Origin of the sequence: Nocardioides dokdonensis FR1436 (assembly GCF_001653335.1) — a bacterium.
GTDB lineage: Bacteria > Actinomycetota > Actinomycetes > Propionibacteriales > Nocardioidaceae > Nocardioides > Nocardioides dokdonensis.
Genome location: NZ_CP015079.1, coordinates 2372932 through 2393975 on the forward strand (window position 1 = coordinate 2372932; position 21044 = coordinate 2393975).

At 71.3% G+C, this 21044-nt stretch carries 18 protein-coding genes; 13 read left to right on the forward strand and 5 right to left on the reverse strand.

Annotation, left to right across the window (positions count from 1 at the left end):
- The first annotated feature begins 1071 nt into the window (after nucleotides 1–1071).
- Entirely contained in the window at nucleotides 1072–2013 is a 942-nt protein-coding gene (locus I601_RS11210; protein WP_068109537.1) for a hypothetical protein, read from the forward strand.
- Between the two features lie 445 nt (nucleotides 2014–2458).
- On the opposite strand, the gene I601_RS21490 is transcribed toward I601_RS11210, so the two are convergent.
- Complete coding sequence (locus I601_RS21490; protein WP_068109540.1) at nucleotides 2459–3415, reverse strand: mycothiol transferase; 957 nt, start codon at nucleotides 3413–3415, stop codon at nucleotides 2459–2461.
- A gap of 88 nt (nucleotides 3416–3503) precedes the next feature.
- Here I601_RS21490 and I601_RS11220 point away from each other — a divergent pair, with 88 nt between their 5' ends.
- Nucleotides 3504–4469 (forward strand): helix-turn-helix transcriptional regulator, encoded by a 966-nt coding sequence (locus tag I601_RS11220; RefSeq protein WP_068109543.1) that lies wholly within the window; start codon nucleotides 3504–3506, stop codon nucleotides 4467–4469.
- A 3-nt stretch (nucleotides 4470–4472) separates the two neighbouring features.
- Here I601_RS11220 and I601_RS11225 read toward each other — a convergent pair whose 3' ends face one another.
- Together I601_RS11225 and I601_RS11230 are read right to left on the reverse strand one after the other, a co-directional pair.
- Nucleotides 4473–5207, reverse strand: a complete 735-nt coding sequence (locus I601_RS11225; protein ID WP_218917654.1) for a transporter substrate-binding domain-containing protein — start codon at nucleotides 5205–5207, stop codon at nucleotides 4473–4475.
- Nucleotides 5208–5295: 88 nt separating this feature from the next.
- Nucleotides 5296–7020: an alpha/beta hydrolase gene (locus tag I601_RS11230; protein WP_169834696.1), complete on the reverse strand. Its 1725-nt coding sequence runs from the start codon at nucleotides 7018–7020 to the stop codon at nucleotides 5296–5298.
- A gap of 140 nt (nucleotides 7021–7160) precedes the next feature.
- Between I601_RS11230 and I601_RS11235 the strand changes: the two genes are divergently transcribed.
- Nucleotides 7161–8612, forward strand: a complete 1452-nt coding sequence (locus tag I601_RS11235) for a GntP family permease (protein WP_068109552.1) — start codon at nucleotides 7161–7163, stop codon at nucleotides 8610–8612.
- Between the two features lie 20 nt (nucleotides 8613–8632).
- Here the strand turns inward: I601_RS11235 and I601_RS11240 are convergent, their stop codons facing one another.
- Entirely contained in the window at nucleotides 8633–9316 is a 684-nt protein-coding gene (locus tag I601_RS11240; protein ID WP_068109556.1) for a FadR/GntR family transcriptional regulator, read from the reverse strand.
- Between the two features lie 128 nt (nucleotides 9317–9444).
- Between I601_RS11240 and I601_RS11245 the strand changes: the two genes are divergently transcribed.
- The 5 genes from I601_RS11245 to I601_RS21565 all read left to right on the forward strand — a co-directional run bounded on the left by I601_RS11245 (nucleotide 9445) and on the right by I601_RS21565 (nucleotide 15961).
- Nucleotides 9445–9921, forward strand: a complete 477-nt coding sequence (locus I601_RS11245; RefSeq protein WP_068109559.1) for a hypothetical protein — start codon at nucleotides 9445–9447, stop codon at nucleotides 9919–9921.
- Nucleotides 9922–9924: 3 nt separating this feature from the next.
- A complete protein-coding gene (locus I601_RS11250) occupies nucleotides 9925–11376 on the forward strand; it encodes a multicopper oxidase family protein (RefSeq protein ID WP_068109561.1) in 1452 nt (483 codons plus the stop codon).
- A 57-nt stretch (nucleotides 11377–11433) separates the two neighbouring features.
- Nucleotides 11434–13920: an excinuclease ABC subunit UvrA gene (uvrA, locus tag I601_RS11255; protein WP_068109564.1), complete on the forward strand. Its 2487-nt coding sequence runs from the start codon at nucleotides 11434–11436 to the stop codon at nucleotides 13918–13920.
- Between the two features lie 212 nt (nucleotides 13921–14132).
- Entirely contained in the window at nucleotides 14133–15833 is a 1701-nt protein-coding gene (locus I601_RS11260) for a sodium:solute symporter family protein (RefSeq protein WP_068114767.1), read from the forward strand.
- A complete protein-coding gene (locus I601_RS21565) occupies nucleotides 15830–15961 on the forward strand; it encodes a putative transporter small subunit (protein ID WP_218917655.1) in 132 nt (43 codons plus the stop codon). The genes I601_RS11260 and I601_RS21565 overlap by 4 nt, the downstream gene beginning before the upstream one ends.
- Nucleotides 15962–15986: 25 nt before the next feature.
- On the opposite strand, the gene I601_RS11265 is transcribed toward I601_RS21565, so the two are convergent.
- The gene (locus tag I601_RS11265) at nucleotides 15987–16991 is read right to left on the reverse strand and encodes an ECF transporter S component (protein WP_068109566.1); all 1005 of its coding nucleotides are present in this window, start codon (nucleotides 16989–16991) and stop codon (nucleotides 15987–15989) included.
- 175 nt (nucleotides 16992–17166) lie between these two features.
- Between I601_RS11265 and I601_RS11270 the strand changes: the two genes are divergently transcribed.
- From I601_RS11270 to I601_RS11290, 5 genes are all read left to right on the forward strand, one after another.
- Complete coding sequence (locus I601_RS11270) at nucleotides 17167–17577, forward strand: hypothetical protein (protein ID WP_068109569.1); 411 nt, start codon at nucleotides 17167–17169, stop codon at nucleotides 17575–17577.
- Nucleotides 17578–17690: 113 nt separating this feature from the next.
- Complete coding sequence (locus I601_RS11275) at nucleotides 17691–18629, forward strand: zinc metalloprotease (protein ID WP_068109571.1); 939 nt, start codon at nucleotides 17691–17693, stop codon at nucleotides 18627–18629.
- Nucleotides 18626–19042, forward strand: coding sequence for an HIT family protein (locus I601_RS11280; protein ID WP_084528095.1), 417 nt, complete (start codon nucleotides 18626–18628; stop codon nucleotides 19040–19042). The genes I601_RS11275 and I601_RS11280 overlap by 4 nt, the downstream gene beginning before the upstream one ends.
- Before the next feature lie 129 nt (nucleotides 19043–19171).
- On the forward strand, nucleotides 19172–19939 hold the full coding sequence (locus tag I601_RS11285; RefSeq protein ID WP_068109574.1) for an SDR family NAD(P)-dependent oxidoreductase: 768 nt from the start codon (nucleotides 19172–19174) through the stop codon (nucleotides 19937–19939).
- 42 nt (nucleotides 19940–19981) lie between these two features.
- Nucleotides 19982–21037 (forward strand): DUF3048 domain-containing protein, encoded by a 1056-nt coding sequence (locus tag I601_RS11290; RefSeq protein ID WP_068109577.1) that lies wholly within the window; start codon nucleotides 19982–19984, stop codon nucleotides 21035–21037.
- The last annotated feature ends 7 nt before the right edge of the window (nucleotides 21038–21044 follow it).

A 21044-nucleotide genomic window follows, 5' to 3' on the forward strand; every position in this document is an offset into this window, starting at 1 on the left:
GCGCGCAGAACTGCCGGTCCCGGTGGGTCGTCCCACCGAGATCCAGCCCTCTTGAACGCCAGCCGTTCCGGATATCACGTCAAGGCGGCTATCGTGTCCCGCTGCCCGGGCCGCGCGCTTGCCCCGTGCTCGGCTGGCCCGCAGCGCTGCCGGTGCCGTCGCACCGGAGTCAGTCAGTGAGAGCTCCTGAGCCGTCGAGTTGGCTCTCGCCATCAAGTGTCCCAGTACGGCAAGTGCCCCTCAGGCTGGATGACATCCCCGATAGCGACGATGCGGGCGTCCGGGATGTTGGTACTGGTGTTGGCACCTGCGGGGTCGAATGAGCTGAAGCGTCGCGACGGCCCAGCTCTGGAAAGCCGGCTAAGCGCGACGCGACTACTGGAAACTAGGTCGATGTTCTACCGCGTGCAAGGGGCCCACGAGCCCGTTTGATTACAGCCTGCTTCGGCCAGCTGTCTCCACGGCCCCGCTCTCGGCGTCTGAGCGCCGACTAATCCCTGCCGAGGTCAGTGGAGAAGAAGTGGCGGCTCGGTCCGCGAGGGTTGAGCTAGAGCATGCGTTCCAAGCGGTTCTTGTATACGGGCGACGCCCGAATCACGTTCTCCACCTACTCCTGACAGTGTTTCTCCTAGGCCTGTGGTTGATCGTGTGGGTCCTCGTAGCGATGTCGGGCGGCGAGCGACGCCGAGTCCTCTCAATCGATGACTTCGGGGCTGTCCGGATTTTTTCGCGGCGCCGAACTAGCGCACACACGTCCGGATTTCGCGTCAGGCTGACAGTCTGACACCGGTCCGCTTCCGCCGCTGCGCAGCTGAGATCAGCGGTACCGGCACGTCCGGGCGGCGACGCCGAGAGTCTCGGAGTCTCGACGGGCGAATGCCCAGCTAGCGTCGGGGCTGGTGGAGTAATGAGTGGTCGTGGGGCCCGCTGCCCTCGTGTCAACTGCACAGCTGCTCTCCCTTGCTATTCGCACAGCAGCGCTCGGCGATCTGCCGAGCGTGGTTGCTGACGCCACGTTGGCGACGCTCATCGGCCTTCTTGACCCCATGGTGCCGACGCTAGGCTGCCTCGGTGACTGAAGACGCCACGCCGACGAGCGACATCAGCGGTGCAGTACCGACGGGAAGCCAGGGCGGCGGGGACAACGTTCAGTACACGTTCATGACCGCCAAGACGATCCGCGGACGAGAAGGTGCCACGCGAACCAAGTGGCAGAATCAGGGCTGGGAGTTCGTCGACCAGACGCAAGGACCGCTGCGCTCGGAGCTGAATTTCCGGAAGGTGAAACGCAAGGGTGCCGGGGCCTACCTGGCCCAGGGCTACACAGCCTTCCGAGGGCTCAAGCCCACCACCCAGAAGACCATTCTGAGCGTTGTGGGTGCGCTGGTCGTGCTGAGCGTTTTGGTCGGCTCCATAGCCGCCGCGCTCGGCGGAGACGATGACGCTCCCGAGACGACCCCGCCGGCAGCCCAGACCGAGCCGCTCCCGGCCAGCCCGGAGCCCACCGAGGGGCCCTCTGAAGAAGCGAGTGCTGAACCACTGGCGTCCGAAATTCCTGAGGTTGATCCCTATTCGTACGACGGTCCTACTTACGAGGTCGTTACGACCGACGAGAACCAGGGTCCGGCCAAACTGACCCAGTACTGGGTGGTCACCACGCCCGATCTCGCCTTCTCGGGCGATGCCTACAAGGACGCGATCAAGCTGATCATCGACGACATCGCCCACGCGCAAGGCACAAGCAAGTTCATCGCTGAGGTGGTCACCGACAAGCAGATTGCCGAGGCTGAGTCACCCTCGACCTTCGAGGCTTTCATCGATGAATACGGCGCCGACTACGCCATCAAGACGATCCCGAAGCTCGAGAAGAAGGGTTGGGTCGCCAACTACACGGGTGGTTTCGACCAAAACACCGGGAAACCCAGTGACGACGCCTCGGCGTTCACGATCCTCTGGCGTCCGTACGCGACTCAAGAGTTCGAGCAGTGGGAGCCCGAGGTGCCGGTTTCCTAGGCACTCCTTTGCCGCGCCGATATAGCCGAGCCGGGCTGGAGCGCCTACGGGCTGACAGCGGGGTCGCACCTGCACCCCCACCCGCAGTGGTGTCCGCCGATGGGCCGCGGGCATCTCATGGCGGGCTGTAGTCGTACCCCTGAGCCAACACAGAGTCAGCCGGATCTTGAGGTCGAACTGTGGCGTGTGGGCTCTACGGGCACGGTTTCCTGAGCGAGCAGGCCGGCGCGGTGGGGATGGGTGCTGATTTCGGGTCGCAGGGGTGCAAGCGTTCACAGCGAATCGCAGATTCGGGTGCTTGACCTGCACGTTTGCGATTCTGCGAACACCCCACGCGCAGAACTGCCGGTCACGGTGGGTCACCCCACCGAGATCCAGCCCTCTTGAACATCAGCCGCCCTGACACCAGTCAGGGCGGCTGATGTGCGCTGCTCACGCCCCAGGCTCAGCCGAGGGGGCGCTGCATGACGCCGAGCACGTTCCCGAACGGGTCGACGACGCTGGCGCCGACGTACCCCGCGCCGAAGTCCCGCGGTGGCCACTGGCTCGTGGCGCCCATCCCCAGGAGCCGCTCGTACGCCGCCACTGCGTCGTCGACCTGCCAGTAGGCGATCACCGACCCGGTGCCGTCGGCCCGGTGCTCCGGCGCGAACGCGGCGTCGAGCAGCCCCAGCTCGCGGTCGTGGGGGCCGACCCGCCACTCGACGTACGGCCCCTGGTCGAAGTAGGGCTCGGAGTGCAGGAGTTCGGTGTACCAGGCCCGGGCCGCTGCGGGGTCGGCGGCGAAGTAGACGACTGTGCTGACCCCGGTGGTGAAACCGGGCTCCGAGGGTGTCCATGGTTGCAGGAAGCCCAGGTCGCCCATCCCCTCGGCGGCGGCGATCAGGGGATACATCGTGGCGCCGTCGAGGGTCTCCCGGATGATGTCGCCGTGGCCGGCGTGCCGGGCCAGCTCCTGGACGAGGTGGCCCCAGACCCACCGCACCGACCAGTGCTCGACGTCCTTCGGGAACCAGGGCGCGTCGGGCACCGGTACGGCGGTGTCGAGGGCGACCCGCCGGGCCGCGGCGAGCGCGCGTTCGGCGACGTCGTCGTACTCCTTCATCGCGGCGGCCAGGGAGTCACCGGCGACGAAGCCGCGCTCGAACTCGGCGACACGCTTCTCGATCTCGGCAACCGGGGCGTGCTCCGGCGCGTGGGTCACGCCGTCGACCCAGTTGGCCGTCACCACGGTGACGTGGCGGACCAGGCCGCCGATGGAGAAGGTGCTCGCACTCGGGGTCGCGGCCGCCTGTGCGTCGGACAGGCCGTGGGCGAGAACACGGAAGGCGTCGAGCTGCATGGACAGGTAGCCGGCCAGGTTCTCCTGCTCGGTGGCGGCGGGTGGGGCCAGGAAAGGCATCGGTTCTCCTCGGTGGTGGATGGTCCTGCTTCCACCCTGGACCCGAACTAGGACAGTTCCTGTCCGCGGCCTGTGGCAGGTTGTCGTGATGACCGAACCCTCCTCAGGTCCCACCGAACGCATCCTGCGCCTGCTGGCCCTGCTGCAACAGCGTCACACCTGGAGCGGCAGCGAGCTGGCCGAGCGCCTGGGAGCGACGACCCGCACCATCCGACGCGACGTCGATCGCCTGCGTGAGCTGGGGTATCCGGTCAACGCCACGCAGGGTGTCGCCGGCGGCTACCGCCTCGGCGCCGGACGAGCGCTGCCGCCGCTGCTGCTCGACGATGCCGAGGCGGTGGCGGTCGCGGTGTCCCTCCGACTGGCGGCAGGGGGGACGGTCGCGGGGGCCAGCGAGGCGGCGCTGCGCGCACTGACCAAGCTCGACCAGGTCCTCCCGTCACGTCTGCGGCAGCGGGTCCACGGGATCCACGACTCGATCTCGACGCTCCCCGGCGGACCGGCCGCCGAGACCGTCGACGCCGATGCCCTGGTCGAGATCGCCGGTGCCTGCCGCGACCTGGTCCGCCTGGAGTTCGCCTACGCCGACCGCTCGGGGGCGACCACCCAGCGACGGGTCGAGCCGTACGGACTGGTGGCGACCGGGCGACGCTGGTACCTGATGGCCTACGACCTCGACCGCGAGGACTGGCGCACCTTCCGTCTCGATCGACTTCGCGAGGTGCGGGTCAGCACCTGGCGCTTCACCGCGCGCGAACACGAGGACCCGGTGACCTACGTGCACCGAGCGGTCACCTCGGCGCCGTACCCCCACCAGGTCCTGGTGCGCTTCCACGCCTCGGCCGAGGAGGTGCGCGCGGTCTACCCGGTGGCGGCGGTCACCGTGGAGCACGAGACCGACGTGACATCCCTGCTGCGCACCGGCGGTGAGGATCTCGCCATGGTCGCCGTCTACCTCGGCCTGGCCGGGTACGACTTCGAGGTGCTCGAGCCGCCTGGGCTCGTCGAGCACTGCGCGGTCATCGGACGGCGCTTCGAGCGCGCGGGGCGCTGAGGGTCAGCGGGCGCCGGCTCCTCCGGGCCGGGCCGACGGTGGCGCCACCCGCGCGTCGCGTCGCCCCGAGCGCTCCAGGGCGTCGGCGACGAACCCGTCCGCCTTCAGCTCCTCGACGACGTCGTGGAGGAATGCGAGCGTCCCGGCGCTGCGGGAGCGAGTGGTGCCCACCGCCTGCTGGATCCCCATGAACGCCGGTTCGAGGACTCGGTGCCCGGGATGCTCGGCGACGAAGTCGAGCACCGGCTGCCGGATGCCGGCGCCCACCTCGAGCCCCTGCTCGGCGAACACGGTGGTGCCCTCGACGCCTCGCACCGGCTCTGCCTGCTCCAGGGTCCGGGACAGGAACAGGTCGTAGGCCGAGCCCTCCTTCACGCCCACCCGGACGCCCGCGCGATCGACCTCGGCCGCCGAGCCGATGGGTGAGGCGTCCGCGACCACGTAGACTCCCTCGATCACGGCGTACGGCGCCGTGAAGGCGACCGCCGCCTCTCGTGCCGGGTCGACGGCCAGGAAGCAGAGGTCGGCCCGGCCCTCGGCCATGGACTCGAAGGACTGGCGGGCGGCTGCGAAGCAGCTGAGCTCGACGGGGACGCCGAGTCGGGACCCGAGCTCGCGGGCTATGTCGACGGTGACCCCGCTCGGTCGCTCCGCTGTCCCTTGGGCGAGCACCGGGTTGCCCAGGTTGATCGAGACGCGCAGGGCGCCGGTAGGGGCGAGGTCGCTCGCGATGTCCACGGGGTGCACTGTGCCACCCCGGGCTCCCCGGCCGGACGCAACTTCGGGCCGGGTCAGCGGGAGATATGGGCCGGGTCGGCGGAGATGGTCAGCCCTCGGGGGTGTCCGGCACGGTCGCGTGCAGCTCGGCCACGATCCTGTCCAGCTGGTCGAGGCTGCTGCGCTGCCCGTGCAGGACGGCGTCCCACACCGGGACCAGGTCGTCCTCGTAGACGTGCCCGTGCCCGGCCGGCGGGTCGTTGGCCACGGCCATGTCGAGCGTGACCTGCCAGAAGGTGACCAGCGGCCACCAGCGCAGCCCGATGTTGACGTCGCCGCCGGCGCCCTCACGGATCCAGTCCGGCTCCTGGAGGACGAGGCCGGGGGACCACCACACGATCGGGTCCGAGGCGTGCTGCAGGAACGCCACGCGCGGCTCCTGCCAGGCGCCGTACTCGCGGCCGTAGGCGTCGCGGTCCAGTCCTGCCGGCCCGGTGACGAAGCGGATGTGGCGGCCCTGCTCGAAGACGGGGGAGACCTGGGGGCTGCCCCGCAGCCGCTCGGCGGTGATGGAGCTCCACAACGGGGTGAAGCTCGGGGTGCCGACCCAGACCGCCCCGTCGACCTTCGCCACCAGGTCGTCCGCGTCCTCGAACGCGGCTGTACCGCCGAACGCGCCCAGCGACTCGCCGCTGACGTAGAGGCGCGGCCGCTCGTCGGCAGGTCGCGACCGCACCTCGGCGTACACCTTCTCGAAGAGCAGCCGGCCCGCCTCCGCGGGCGCCTGTCGACTGGTGAGGAAGGCGACCGGACTGGGCAGGTAGGAGTACTGCATCGCCGCGGTCGCGGAGTCGCCACCGGTGAGGTACTCGATCGAGGCGACGTTGTACTCGTCGACCCAACCCCGGCCGGTGGTGCCGATCAGGGTCAGCGTCGACCGGTCGAAGGCGCCGGTGCGCACCAGCTCGCGCACGACGTTGTCGGAGACCTCGTCCAGGCTCAGCTCGTCCCCCAGGGAGCCGTAGACCCGGATCGGCTCCTGCGCCGGCTCGCCGGTCACCGCCTCGATCTCGGTGCGCGTGGGACCGCTGGCGGTGAAGACCTGGCCGTGGAACCCCAGCTCGTCCCACGGCTGGGTCGAGCCCGGACCACCCGAGCGCAACCGTGAGGTGGGCTCCGCGAGGTCGGGGGTGGAGTCGTTGAGCCTGAGCGCGGCCGCCGACACCGACTCCAGGGTGCGGCGCAGCAGGTACTCGTTGCTCGTATAGCCGACCAGCGCCACGACCAGCAGCACCGCGGCGATCCTCGCCAACCAGGGTGGCAGTGCGATCCGCAGCACCCGGCGCCACCCGGCCAGGGAGATGCGCACCAGCACGACCAGCGCGACGATGCTCAGCGCCAGGGCGATCCCCCCGAGCAGGGCGCGCACGTCGTCCAGGAGGCTCGGAGGCGGCAGCCCGACCAGCTCGGCGGTCAGTGCGCGGGCCTGGCGCTGCAGGTGGACCACCCAGCCGACGGCAGCCAGGACCACGAGGGCCGTCAGGGCGCCGACGAGCCGGCGCCGTCGGGGCTCGACCACCAAACGGATGCCCAGGAAGTCGATCAGCGGGCGCAGCAGGAAGACCAGGAGCACCCCGAGGGCGTAGGCGGTGGCAGCCGAGAGGCCCGTGGCGAGCGCCTGGAAGGCCCAGCTGCGCGGGAGCAGGCTCGGGGCGAAGGAGACGAGGAAGGCCACCAGCCCCAGGAACGCCGCCACGCCCGAGCGGCCCTGCCACCAGCCGCTCCACCGCGACCGTCCCGGCACCGACGGGGTGGACCGAGCGGGGGCTGGCACGGCCGACGTCGCACCTGCTGCGGCTGGGGTCCCTGTCGTCACCACGTCGGGCGCAGGCTATCCCACTTGCCAAAGGTCATACCTTTGCTGCACCCTCGTGCGTGACCCGTCCCACACCGTCACGTCTGCCTGGAGTCCCGATGGAAGCGATCACCCCCGCCTACGGCACAGCCACGCTGCTGCTCATCGCCGCGGCCGCCGTGGCCGTGCTGCTGTTCCTGATCATCAAGGTGCGGCTGCACGCCTTCATCGCCCTCGTGCTGGTCAGCCTCGTGACCGCCGTGGCGGCGGGCATCCCGCTCGACCTGGTGCCCACGGCGCTGACCAGCGGGTTCGGGAGCACGTTGGCCTCGGTGGCGCTGCTGGTCGGCTTCGGCGTGATGCTCGGGCGGCTGCTCGAGATCACCGGCGGCGCCCAGGTGCTGGCCGACACCCTGATCAACCGCTTCGGCGAGGCCCGCGCGCCGTTCGCGCTCGGCGTGGCCGCGCTGCTCTTCGGCTTCCCGATCTTCTTCGATGCCGGCCTCGTGGTCTTCCTGCCGATCATCCTCACCGTGGCCCGCCGCTTCGGCGGCTCGGTGCTGTACTACGCGCTGCCCGCGGCCGGTGCCTTCGCCGCGATGCACGCCATCGTCCCGCCGCACCCGGGCCCGGTGGCGGCGGGCACCCTGCTGGGCGGCGACATCGGCGTGGTGCTGCTGGTCGGCCTGCCGGTCGCGGTCCTGTCCTGGTACGTCGGCGTCTACCTCGTCTCGCGCTGGCTCGGCGCCCGCATCTACGTCCCGCTGCCCGACCTGCTCCTCGGCGAGATCAACGGCGGTCGCACCGCCGGCTCGCCCGCAGGCGACCCCGACGCGCCGGCCGGCTCCGGCGGGACCGCCACCGCGACCCGCACCACGACGCCGCCGGCGTTCGCGACCGTGCTGGGCCTGCTCCTGGTGCCGCTGGTGCTGATTGCGCTCAACACGGTGCTCACCACCCTGGTCACCGCCGGCACCCTCGAGGAGGGCAACTCGCTCATCCAGGCGCTGCAGCTCGTCGGGCAGACGCCGGTGGCGCTGCTGATCACGCTGCTGCTGGCCATCGCCACACTCGGTCGACGGGAGCGGACCCTCGCGGAGACGACGGCGGTCCTCGACCAGGCGCTCGGACCGATCTGCTCGATCATCCTGATCACCGGTGCCGGCGGCATGTTCGGTGGCGTGCTGCGCGCCAGCGGCATCGGCGAGGCCCTGACCAGCTCGCTGTCCGACCTGGGTCTGCCGCTGCTGCTCCAGGCCTTCCTCATCGCCACCGCCCTGCGCGTGGCGCAGGGCTCGGCCACCGTGGCGCTGACCACCGCCGCGGGCCTCATCGCCTCGCAGGCGGCGGGTCTGCACGACCTGCGCGTCGCCCTCCTGGTCATCGCCATCGCCGCCGGAGCGACCGTGCTCTCGCACGTCAACGACTCGGGGTTCTGGCTGGTCAGCCGCTTCTTCGGGATGGACGAGAAGACCACGCTCAAGACCTGGACGGTCATGGAGACGACGCTGGGGCTCACCGCCTTCGCCGCGGCCGCGGTGCTCTGGCCGCTCAGCGCACTGGTGATCTGAGCCGGTTCGGACGGACTCGCTCAGGAGTCGCGGGTCGCCCGCAGCACCTCGGTGCAGATCGCGGTCATCGCGGCCCGGGCCGCGCCGGGCTCCCCGGCGGCGACCGCCTGCGCCACCTGCAGGTGCAGCCGCCGGGCCTCCGGCTTGGGGTGCGCCGGCATCAGGTCGTGGTCGGTGCGACCCCGCAGCACCTCCTCGACCACGTCACAGAGCCCCGCGAACATCTGGTTGCCCGACAGGTGCAGCAGGCTGCGGTGGAAGGCCACGTCGTGCTCGAGGAACGTCAGCAGGTCGCCGGCCGCCCCGGTGGTCTCCATGTCCTGGGCCAGGCGCAGCAGCGCGGCTCCGTCCTGGGGCGTCGCACGCTCGGCGGCGAGCGCCGCTGACGCCGGCTCGATCGCCGCGCGCAGCTGTGAGAGCTCCTGCAGGTGCGCGGTGCGCTGGGCGCCCCCGAGGCGCCAACGCACGACCGCCGGGTCGTAGGAGTGCCACTCGTCGCGCGGACGGATGCGGATGCCGGTGCGGCGGCGGCTCTCGACCAGGTTCATGGAGGCCAGCACCTGCACGACCTCCCGCGCGACCGTGCGCGAGACGGCGTACTCGTCGCCGAGCCACTCGAGGGTGATCACCGAGCCCGCCGGCAGCGACCCGTCGATGATGCGGGGGCCCAGGCTCGCGAGGACTCCCTCGTGCATCGTGGCCATGGGCGGAGCCTAGCCGCGCACAAGTTCCCCACTTCCGGGCATGACCGCGGAGGGGGCCGGGAGGACTCTCATCTCATCCGGACGCTTCGGCGGCGGGGTCGTCCCGCACGGACAGAGGGGAGAGGACCGTGCTCAAGACCTATCAGGGGCTGGCGTACACCATCGCCGGACTCGTCGTGGTGCAGGCGGCCATGATCGCGTGGGCGTTCTTCGGGATGACCAACTGGATCTCCGACGAGGGGGGCGTGGTCAACAAGCAGCTGCTCGAGTGCGAGAGCTGCGACATGAACTTCACCGCCGAGTGGGGCTTCGCGTTCCACATGTTCTTCATCGGACTGCTGCTGATCCCCCTGCTCTCGCTGGTGCTGCTCGTGGTCTCGTTCTTCACCAGGCTCCACGGCGCAACGGCGTACGCCGGCACGATCGTGGGCCTCGTCGTGCTGCAGGTCATCGTGCTGCCGATGCTCTCTCGCGAGATCGGGTCCGCCTTCGGGGCGCTGCACGGCGTCAATGCCCTGGTGATCCTGGCTGTGGCGGCCATGGCCGGGCACCGGGCCACTCCCGCGGCGCTCCGGGAGCCGCAGCACGCCTCCGTCGCGATGTAGACGATGCGCCTGCGCGCGCGGTGGCGGTGGGTCGTGGCGGGCGCGGCCACGGCGGCGCTGGTGGTGCCGGTGGGTTGGTCGTGGCAGGCGAGCCTGCTGCCCGACGAGTACGACATGGCGGCGATGGGCTACGCCGACTGGGGAGGCGGACCGGTCGGGGAGCCCGGGGCGCACGGGGCGCACGGACCCTCGGGGGTCCCCGTCGCCGAGCTCACCGAGACCGCGGCGGGTCCGGCCGACGTCCGGGAGACCTTCACCGTGCAGACCGCGAGCGCGGGCCGCTTCACCGTCAACGGGCAGACTCCCGGCCCGCTGCTTGAGGCCCGGGTCGGCGACCTGGTCGAGGTCACCCTCGTCAACGACGACGTCGAGGAGGGCGTGACCCTGCACTGGCACGGGGTCGGCGTGCCGAACGCGGCGGACGGGGTCGCGGGGGTCACCCAGGACGCCGTCCTCCCGGGCCAGAGCCACGTCTACCGCTTCGTCGCCGACCAGGCCGGCTCGTTCTGGTACCACTCCCACCAGCTCAGCCACGAGCAGGTGCGCCGTGGTCTGCTGGGGCCGCTGGTGGTGCACGAGGAGCGCCCGGACCCGGCCGTGGTGGACCAGGTCGCGCTGCTGCACGCGTACGGCGACGGGCCGACCCTCAACGGGGAGCCGGGGGTCAGCGAGCTCGACGTCGCGCCCGGGCAACGGGTCCGCCTGCGGGTGGTGAACACCGACAACGGGCTCGCCACGGTCTGGGTCACCGGTGCGGCGTTCGAGGTCACCGCCGTCGACGCGACCGACGTGAACGACCCGTCGCCGGTGGAGGACCGCGCGGTGCGCGTGCCGGCCGGCGGGCGGGTCGACCTGGGCCTGGAGGTACCGGCCGGCGGTGTCCGGGTCGACTTCGGCGGCACGACCAGCCTGGTCCTGGGCCGCGACCCCACCGGCGGTGCGGCCACCCTGCCCCCGACCGAGGTCGTCGACCTGCTCACCTACGGCCGGCCCACCGACCTCGGCCTCGACCCGACGGACCCCGACCGCGTCTTCGACTACCGCATCGGCAAGCGGCCCGGGTTCCTCGACGGGCGCCCCGGCATGTGGTGGAGCATCAACGGGCACCTCTTCCCCGACGTGGCGATGTTCATGGTCGAGGAGGGCGACGTCGTGGTGGTGCGCATCGAGAACGGCAGCGACGACGCCCACCCGATGCACCTGCACGGGCACCACGCGGTGGTGCTCTCCCGCGACGGGGTGCCGGCGACCGGCTCGCCGTGGTGGGTCGACTCGCTCGAGGTGGGCACCGGGGAGACCTTCGAGATCGCCTTCGTCGCCGACAACCCCGGGCTGTGGATGGACCACTGCCACAACCTGCCGCACGCCGCCCAGGGCCTGGTCTCGCACCTGATGTACGCCGGTGTCGTGTCGTCGTACCGCGTGGGGGGCGGACCGGGCAACCAGCCGGAGTGAGCCGGAGGTCACCCGGCGGATGGTCTGCGAGGGGTGACGAACGGGTAGGAAGGAGCCGTGCCCCACGACCCGAGCGACCACTTCGTCCACGTCCGCGGCGCCAGCGAGCACAACCTCAAGAACATCGACGTCGACCTGCCGCGCGACGCCATGGTCGTCTTCACCGGCGTCTCCGGCTCCGGCAAGTCCTCGCTGGCCTTCGGCACCCTGTACGCCGAGGCGCAGCGCCGCTACTTCGAGTCGGTGGCGCCCTACGCCCGGCGGCTGCTGCAGCAGGTCGGGGCGCCGCACGTGCAGGAGATCACCGGTCTGCCCCCGGCCGTGGCGCTGCAGCAGCGTCGCGGGGCGCCAAGCTCCCGCTCGAGCGTCGGCACCCTCACCACCCTGTCCAACCTGCTGCGGATGCTCTACTCGCGCGCCGGCACCTACCCGGAGGGTGCGTCGCGGCTGGGCGCCGAGGCCTTCTCGCCCAACACCGCCACCGGGGCGTGCCCCGTGTGCCACGGGCTGGGGGAGGTGCACGACGTGGCCGAGGACCTGCTGGTCCCCGATCCCTCGCTGAGCATCCGCGACGGGGCGATCGCCGCGTGGCCCGGCGCCTGGCAGGGCAAGAACCTGCTGCGGGTCGTGAAGGCGGTCGGCATCGACGTCGACGCACCCTTCGACCGGCTCTCGCGCGAGGACCGCGACTGGCTGCTCTACACCGACGAGCAGCCCCGCGTCCTCGTCGACAGGCGCGGGGAGCCCGACGACTCCACCGGACGCGACTACCACGGCACCTTCTGGAGCGCCCGCAAGCACGTGCGCCACGTGCTGGCCGACACCAAGAGCCAGATGATGCGCGACAAGGCGATGCGCTTCGTGCGGACCGTCGTCTGCTCGGCCTGCGAGGGCACCGGGCTGCAGGCGGACTCGCTGGCGGTGACCTTCAGGGGGCTGTCCATCGCGCAGGTCAACGCGCTCTCCTTCCACGACCTCCTCGCGCTGCTGCGACCTGTGGCCGAGCTGACCGAGGCGGGTGCGGCGACGTCCTCGGCCGACTCGGGGGAGGCGACCGAGGTGGCGGTGCGCCTCAGCGCGGACCTGGTGGCCCGGGTCGAGGTGCTGCTCGAGCTGGGGCTGGGCTACCTGTCGCTGGGCCGCACCTCCACGACCCTCTCGCCCGGCGAGGCGCAGCGGCTGCGGATCGCCACCCAGCTGCGCTCGGGCCTCTTCGGGGTCGTCTACGTCCTCGACGAGCCGTCCGCGGGGCTGCACCCTGCCGACGCGGAACCCCTGCTCGACGTGCTCGAGCAGCTCCTGGGGTCGGGCAACTCGCTGTTCGTGGTCGAGCACGACCTCGACGTCGTCCGTCGCGCCGACTGGATCGTCGACATCGGGCCGGGAGCCGGTGAGGGAGGGGGACAGGTGCTGTACTCCGGACCGGTCGCGGGCCTCGAGCAGGTCGAGGGATCGATCACCGGCGACCACCTCTTCGGGCGCGTCGAGGCGGTCGAGCGCCCCCAGCGCACCCCGCAGAGCTGGCTGCACCTGCGCGGGGTCACCCGGCACAACCTCGTCGACCTGTCGGTGGACGTGCCGCTGTGCGTGCTGACCGCGGTGACCGGGGTGTCCGGGTCGGGGAAGTCGACCCTGGTCACCCAGGTCCTCGCCGAGCTGGTGCGCCGCCACCTCGGCCAGGCCCCCGACGACGCCGGCGACGACGGGACGAGCGACCTGGAGATCGACGTCGACGACGCGACCGGGCTGGAGTCCTTCGACCGGTTGGTGCGTGTCGACCAGCGACCGATCGGGCGCACGCCCCGGTCCAACCTGGCCACCTACACCGGGCTCTTCGACGCGGTGCGCAAGCTGTACGCCGCGACCCCCGAGGCCCGCGAGCGGGGCTACGGCGCGGGCCGGTTCTCCTTCAACGTCGCCGAGGGGCGCTGCGAGACCTGCCAGGGTGAGGGGTCAGTCTCGGTCGAGCTGCTGTTCCTGCCCGGCACCTACGCGCCCTGCCCGACCTGCCACGGCGCGCGCTACAACGCCGAGACCCTCGAGATCACGTACCGCGGCCGGAGCATCGCCGACGTGCTGGCCCTCTCGGTCGACGAGGCGGCCGACTTCCTGGCCGACGTCCCGGCGGCCGCCCGCAGCCTGGTCACGCTGCGCGAGGTGGGCCTGGGCTACCTGCGCCTGGGGCAGCCGGCCACCGAGCTCAGCGGCGGGGAGGCGCAGCGGATCAAGCTGGCCACCGAGCTGCAGCGCGCCCGCCGCGGTCACGCCCTCTACCTGCTCGACGAGCCGACCGCGGGGCTGCACCCGGCCGACATCGCCCTGCTGGTGCGCCAGCTGCACCGCCTGGTCGACGCCGGCAACACCGTCGTGCTGGTCGAGCACGACCTCGACACCATCGCCGGCGCCGACTGGGTGATCGACCTCGGCCCGGCCGGCGGCGACGAGGGTGGTCGGGTGGTGGCCACCGGCACCCCGCAGGAGGTCGCCCGGGCCGAGGGCAGCGCCACGGCGCCGTACCTGGCCCGGCGCCTGGCCGAGCGTTGAGCGACCAGGGGGCGCTGCTACCGTCCGGGCAACCGCGGGTCGTAGCCGACCCGGTCAGTTTTTCGTAGGACCCGTCGACCGATGCGCAACGGAGCGCGTCGACGCCCTGTGCCCCCCTGCACGCAGCCGCCCACCGGCCGGCGCGTCGGGTAGCGCGATGCGCAGGGTGCCCCGACGCGCGCCCTGCGACGAGTGTGGAGGAGGTGGCGCGCGTGCTCGAGCTCGACTCGGCCCCGTTCGGCGCGGCAACGGCGATCGGTCTGATCGTCTTCTTCTACGGGGGCACCTTCTGGGTGTCCTCGCGGATCGGCAAGAAGCAGGAGAACGCCGACGACTACATGACGGCCGGCAACCAGGTCGGCTTCGGGATCTCGGCGGCCAGCATGACGGCCACCTGGATCTGGGCCTCCTCGATGTACGCCTCGGCGACCTCCGGCTACACCTACGGGATCTCCGGGCCCATCCACTACGGGCTGTGGGGGGCGCTGATGATCCTGTTCATCTACCCCTTCGGCAAGCGGATCCGGGCCGTCGCGCCGCGGGCGCACACGCTGGCCGAGGTGATGTACGTCCGGCACGGCCGGTCCAGCCAGCTGATGCTGGCCGGCTCCAACGTGGTCGGCAGCGTGATCAGCCTGATGTCGAACTTCATCGCCGGCGGGGTGCTGATCTCGCTCCTGACGCCGTTCAACTTCATCCAGGGCATCTTCACCGTGGCCGCCGGGGTGCTGCTCTACACGTTGTGGTCGGGCTTCCGGGCCTCGGTGCTCACCGACTTCGTGCAGGTCGTCGGCATGCTCGGCGCGGTGGCGGTCATCGTCCCGTTCATCTTCCTCGCGGCGGGCTTCCCGGCCGCCTTCGAGACGGGCGCGGGCAACCTCACGGCGCAGCAGGGCAGCTTCTTCTCCAGCGACGCCTTCCTCAACCAGGGCGCGCCCTACATCGCCGCGGTGCTGGCCTACGCGATCGGCAACCAGACGATCGCCCAGCGGCTGTTCGCCGTGCGCGCCGATCTCATCAAGCCGACCTTCATCACGGCGACCATCGGCTACGGCGCCATGGTGATCGGGGTCGGGATGCTGGGGGTCCTGGCGCTCTACCTGGGCTTCGAGCCCACCGGGGGCGACTCCAACAACCTGATCCCGGGGATGGCGGCGGAGTACCTGCCGCCGGTGCTGCTGGCGGTCTTCTTCCTGATGATCATCGGTGCGCTGTCCTCGACCGCGGACTCCGACCTATCCGCGCTGTCGTCGATCGTGATGACCGACGTCTACGGGCAGAACGTGGCTGGCAAGGGCGATGCCGACCCCCGGACCATGCTGCTCATCGGGCGGGTCACCATGGTCGTGGCCAGCGCGGTCGCGGTCGCGTTCGCGAGCCTGGAGCTGAACATCCTCGACCTGCTCGTCTTCGTCGGCGCCCTCTGGGGGGCACTGGTCTTCCCGGTGCTGGCCAGCTTCTACTGGGACAAGGTCACCAACAAGGCCTTCACGGTCTCGGTGGTCGCTGCGCTGGCAGCCTTCCTGCCGGTGCGGTTCGGCTGGGTCTCCATGGGCGGACCCATCGGGCTGCTGGTCGACCTGGCCTCCGTGGTCGGCATCGGCGTCGTGCTCGGGCTGATGGTCTTCGGGTTCTGGGGGGTGCGCCCGGCGCAGGTGGTCGGCGTCCTCGCGATGGTCGTCTCGGCGCCGTTCGTCCTGGGCTTCCTGCACGACTACGCCACCCTCAGCGGCTCGTTGGTCGCCTACGCGGTGAGCACGGTCGTGTGCTGGTCGATGTCGGTGGGCCAGACCGAGCGGTTCGACTTCACCGAGATCGCGGAACGCACCGGTGACTTCGATGTCGAGGTCGTGGACGGGAGCGGGCGTCACGACGACGACCCGCAGCAGAGCCTGAGCGAGGAGATCCGATGAGCACGACGATCCTGACCCTGTACGTCCTGATCTGGCCGGTCGTCGTGGCCGGTGTGCTGTTCGTCATCTGCCGGGCGTTCCTGCGGGAGTGGACCTCCGCGCGCCGCGAGGGCCGCGACCTGATCTGAGTCGGGGCGGGGCGGGGCGGTCGGCTCAGGCCGGGCCGGGCGGCTCGACCGCGGACGAGACCAGCACCAGCCCGGTGCGCTCGCGCAGGACGGACGGCAGCATCGAGCAGGCGACGAGGGCGACGAATCCGCTGATGATCTTGTCGCCGAGCGAGATCAGCGTGTTCGACAGCCCCACGGCGACGGCCAGGGTGTCGGTCATCTGCAGGAAGGTGGAGGTGACCTGGTCCTGGCTGTGGCCGGTGCTGCCGCCGTAGAGCAGCACCAGCAGGGGGACCGCGACCAGGGTGCAGGCCAGTGCGACGAGCACGTTGAGGCCCAGGAACCGCGGCAGCGTGCGACCGAGGCCGAGGCGGCGCACGCCGTAGCCCCACAGCAGCGCCCCGGTCACGTTGACCAGGGCGAACGGGATCGAGTCGGCGCCGCTGACCGTGGACGCTCCCACGTTCGTGGCGACCCCGACGACGGCGCCGTACCAGGGACCGAGGGCGATCGCTGCGATCGCGGTGCCGACCATGTCGAGATGGACCGGCAGCTCGAGGAAGTCCACGAGGGCCCGGCCCACGAAGTTGACCGCGATGCACGCGGCCATGAGGCCCAGCGTGAGCCGCAGCCGAGGTGTCGCCTGAGCGGTGGCGGTGGCGGCGGACTCAACGGGCTCAGCGGGCTCGGTGGCCTGGTCGGTCCGGGCCTGCGCGACCGGCGCCGGCGTCGGTCGCGGCGCGCCGGACTCGCGGGCCTCGGCGATCCAGGCGTCCACCTGCTCGTCGCTGGCGCCGAGGACCTCGGCGATCTCGCGCACCAGCACGAGGTTGATCCGGGCGCGCCCGGTGCGGAAGACGTCGTAGACGGTGGTGCGCGCGACCCGTGCGACGTGCTCCGAGCGGCCCTGGGCGATCCGCAGCTCGGCGACGCGCCGCGCGATCTCGGCGTACGACGGCTCGCCGACCTCCGCGCGCAGCGCCTGCAGCCGGACCGCGAGCAGGTCCCACTCGCTGCCGAGAGGGGTCTCAGCGGGGTTCTCGATCACCGCTGCTGCCACCTCGTCCCTGTGCCGGATCCCTGCGGGGACCACTGTACGAAGCGTGGGGGCGTTGTTCGGGTTCGTTCGGATTCTTTGCCGATCCTGGTGGAAAGGGGCCCCGGGGGCGTACACCTGACGTGTGCGTCCTGGCCCGTCGTGGGCCGAGCGAAGGAGTGGGAAGATGTCGATGGCCGCTGCCGACCCGTCCGGGTCAGTCCGGTCCGCGTGCGAGTTCACCGCCGACCTGAGCCACCTGGTCTTCGACGAGGAGGGGACCGTCGCGCGGGAGAACCTGGTGCTCAGCCCCGAGCTGCGCGTCGACGAGACGCACCTGCACTTCACCGACGGTGCCTCGCTCTTCTACTGGGTCTTCTCCTTCCACTGGAACGGCGAGCGCTGGCACGGCCAGCTGCACGAGTCGCGCCACCGCGACCTGCTCATCACCCAGGCGCGGGCGGTGATGGCCGGGTTCCTCCCGTTCAGCCGCTTCCAGGACACCGCGGGGCTGGTGCGCACCGAGCAGGAGCACTACAGCACCGACGACCTGCGCCGGTTCGGCTGCCGCTACCGCTACGAGAAGCTGGGCTGGTAGCCCCGCCCGGCTGCGCCGGGGCCTTCCCTCGTGGGCGGTGCGGGCTTATGTTCGATCCCACGCCGTCACCAGTCAGCGAGGCGGTCGACCCAGCTCTCGGGAGGATCACCCGCATGCGTCCACGTCAGATCGTCGCCGCCCTCGCCACGTCCGCGGTCGCCGTCACCGTCCTGACCGGAGCGGCACCGGCCGACCTGCGTCCGGTGGCCTCACCGGGCGTCCAGGCCTGTGCGGAGGCCCCGGACCAGGCCCGCGTGCGCCAGGGCGCCCAGGTGGCCGAGCCGGCGCTCTACGCCAAGAAGGACGCCCGCAAGTACGGCGTCATCAAGGACCTGCCGACCCTGGCGCCCGGCTCGGTCGAGGTGGAGACCGTCTTCCACGTCGTGACCGAGACGACGCCGACCCCGGCGCAACGCGCGCGGACGACGTCGATGATCGACGCCCAGATGCAGGTGCTCAACGACGCCTACGCGGGCACCACGTCCCCCGACGCAGCAGCCACTCCCTTCCGGTTCACGCTCGACCACGTGACCTGGACCGTGGACGCCACCTGGGCGCACGTCTCCCCGGGCAAGCCCGAGCGGGACATGAAGGCCGCGCTGCACGAGGGGGACTCCGAGACCCTCAACGTCTACGCCGCCGACATCGGCGACAACCTGCTCGGCTGGGCCTACTTCCCCAAGGGCTACAACAACGGCCGGGACTACATCGACGGCGTGGTGCTGCTCGACGAGTCGATGCCCGGCGGCACCGTCAACGCCTACAACGAGGGCGACACCCTGACCCACGAGGTGGGCCACTGGCTGATGCTCGAGCACACGTTCGCCGGTGGCTGCTCGGCGTCCGGGGACGGGGTGGCCGACACCCCGCGCGAGGCCGTGCCGCAGTTCGGGTGCCCCGAGGGCGCCGACACCTGCCCCACGCCCGGGCTCGACCCCATCCACAACTTCATGGACTACAGCGTCGATGCCTGCATGGACATGTTCACCCCGGGCCAGGCCGACCGGATGAGCGACGCCTGGCAGGACTTCCGGGCCGGGGGCAACGGCTGAGGCCCGCCGACTGCGTCTTCTGCCGCATCATCGCCGGCGACGTCGAGGCCGACGTCGTGCTCGAGACCGACGACCTGGTCGCCTTCCTCGACCAGCGCCCGGTCTTCAAGGGTCACGTGCTGCTGGTGCCGCGCGAGCACGTGGTGACGCTGCCCGACCTGCCGGCCGCCCTGCGGGATCCGTTCCTGGCCGCGGCCCAGCGCATCGCCACGGCCGCCGTCGAGGAGCTGGGTGCCCAGGGCAGCTTCGTGGCGGTCAACAACACCGTGAGCCAGTCGGTGCCGCACCTGCACCTGCACGTGGTGCCGCGCACCAAGGGCGACGGGCTGCGCGGGTTCTTCTGGCCCCGGCAGAAGTACGCCGACGGTGAGCGGGCGGCGTACGCCTCCCGGTTGCGGGCGGCCCTGTCCTGATCGGCCCTGAGCTGATCCGGCGTCGCCTCCGTGGTGAGGCGGGACTATCGTTCTGGCGGCGCGGGACAGCATCGCGCGGGCGCGCCGTGCGGCGCGCCGCCGCAGAGCTTCGAAGGAGTTGGACAGCTGATGGGTCGATTCGACGGACGCGTGGTCGTGGTCACCGGGGGTGCGCGGGGCATCGGCTTCGGCACCGCCACCCGCTTCGCCGAGGAGGGCGCCTCGGTCGCCATCCTCGACCTCGACGAGACCGCTGCCTCCGAGGCGGCGGGCCGGCTCCCGCTGGTCGACGGCGCCAGGGCCGCCGGCATCGGCGCCGACGTCAGCAACGGTGCCTCGGTCGAGGCGGCCGTGAGCCGCGTCGTCGAGGAGCTCGGCGGCATCCACGTGCTGGTGAACAACGCCGGCATCACCCGCGACAACCTGCTCTTCAAGATGAGCGAGGACGACTGGGACCTCGTCATGGGCGTGCACCTCAAGGGCGTGTTCCTCATGACCAAGGCTGCCCAGAAGCACTTCGTCGAGCAGAAGTACGGCAAGATCGTCAACATCTCCAGCGTCTCGGCGCTGGGCAACCGCGGCCAGGCCAACTACTCCGCGGCCAAGATGGGGGTCCAGGGTCTGACCCGGACCCTCGGCATCGAGCTGGGCCCCTTCGGCATCAACGCCAACGCGGTCGCCCCGGGCTTCATCGCCACCGAGATGACCGACGCGACCGCCGCCCGCCTGAAGATGGACGTCGAGGAGTTCCGCGCCCTGTCGGCCGAGGCCAACCCCGTCAAGCGGGTCGGCTTCCCCGAGGACATCGCCGCGGCCGTGGCGTTCCTGGCCAGCGACGAGGCCTCCTACATCACCGGCCAGACCCTGTACGTCGACGGCGGCGCCAAGCTCGGCTGAGCACCGCCCGCCCTCGCCCCACCCCCCCCGATCGGAGCCCTCGTGCGACCTGTCCGCACCCGTCATGCCCAGCGCCGCCCCCGCGGCACCCGGGCCGCGGTCCTGGTGGCCCTGGTGGCCGTGGCCTGCCTGGGCCTGGCCGCCTGCTCCTCCGACGACGGGGGCGAGGGCTCCGAGCCGGACGCCGGCCCAGAGGGCCAGAAGGTCAGCAAGGGCGCCACCCTCGACGCCACCTGGCCGCTGACCGGGCTGCCGGTCACCGGCTCGCAGACCGCAGCCCAGGACCACCCCGTGATGGTGGTCAAGATGGACAACACGCCCTCCAGCGCGCCGCAGCGTGGACTGGACGCGGCCGACCTGGTGGTCGAGGAGCTCGTCGAGGGCGGGGTCACCCGGCTCGCGGCGTTCTACTACTCACGCATCCCCGGCACGGTCGGGCCGGTGCGCTCGATGCGCGCCAGCGACATCGGCATCGTCTCGCCGGCCGGGGCCGCCGTCGTCACCAGCGGTGCGGCACCGGTGACCCTGCAGCGTGTGCGCGGCGCCGGCATCGACTTCTTCTCCGAGGGCGCCAAGGGCTTCTTCCGCGACTCCGGCCGCGCGGCGCCGTACAACCTCTTCACCGACCTCGCGGCGACCACCACCCTGGTCGAGTCCGCGGAGGCGCGCCCCGACGACTACCTGCCGTGGGGCGACGCGCAGGACCTCCCGAGGGGCAAGCCGGCCGGTTCGCTGTCCGCGAGCTTCGGCAGCCACACCACCACCTGGTCCTACGGCAAGGACGGGTGGACCAACTCCAACTCCTACGCGGCCCAGGGCGAGCAGTTCCCGGCCGACACGGTGCTGGTGCTGCGCGTGCAGGTGGGCGACGCCGGCTACCGCGACCCGGCCGGCAACCCGGTGCCCGAGACCAAGCTCGAGGGCAAGGGTGACGCGATGCTCTTCCACGACGGGCGCGTGGTGCGCGGCCAGTGGTCGAAGAAGAGCCTGCAGGCGCCGATCGCCCTGAGCGTGCGCGGCAAGGAGCTCACCGTGCCGGCGGGTCGGACCTGGATCGAGCTGGTCCCGGCCGCGACCGGCTCGGTCGGGATCGGCTGAGCCCTCC

What these genes read in the sequence shown, in the direction of transcription:
- I601_RS21490 (WP_068109540.1), bottom strand. Translation starts at nt 3,415, where the DNA reads ATGCCTTTCCTGGCCCCACCCGCCGCCACCGAGCAGGAGAACCTGGCC.
- I601_RS11220 (WP_068109543.1), top strand. Translation starts at nt 3,504, where the DNA reads ATGACCGAACCCTCCTCAGGTCCCACCGAACGCATCCTGCGCCTGCTG.
- I601_RS11235 (WP_068109552.1), top strand. Translation starts at nt 7,161, where the DNA reads ATGGAAGCGATCACCCCCGCCTACGGCACAGCCACGCTGCTGCTCATC.
- I601_RS11240 (WP_068109556.1), bottom strand. Translation starts at nt 9,316, where the DNA reads ATGGCCACGATGCACGAGGGAGTCCTCGCGAGCCTGGGCCCCCGCATC.
- I601_RS11250 (WP_068109561.1), top strand. Translation starts at nt 9,925, where the DNA reads ATGCGCCTGCGCGCGCGGTGGCGGTGGGTCGTGGCGGGCGCGGCCACG.
- I601_RS21565 (WP_218917655.1), top strand. Translation starts at nt 15,830, where the DNA reads ATGAGCACGACGATCCTGACCCTGTACGTCCTGATCTGGCCGGTCGTC.
- I601_RS11270 (WP_068109569.1), top strand. Translation starts at nt 17,167, where the DNA reads ATGTCGATGGCCGCTGCCGACCCGTCCGGGTCAGTCCGGTCCGCGTGC.
- I601_RS11275 (WP_068109571.1), top strand. Translation starts at nt 17,691, where the DNA reads ATGCGTCCACGTCAGATCGTCGCCGCCCTCGCCACGTCCGCGGTCGCC.
- I601_RS11285 (WP_068109574.1), top strand. Translation starts at nt 19,172, where the DNA reads ATGGGTCGATTCGACGGACGCGTGGTCGTGGTCACCGGGGGTGCGCGG.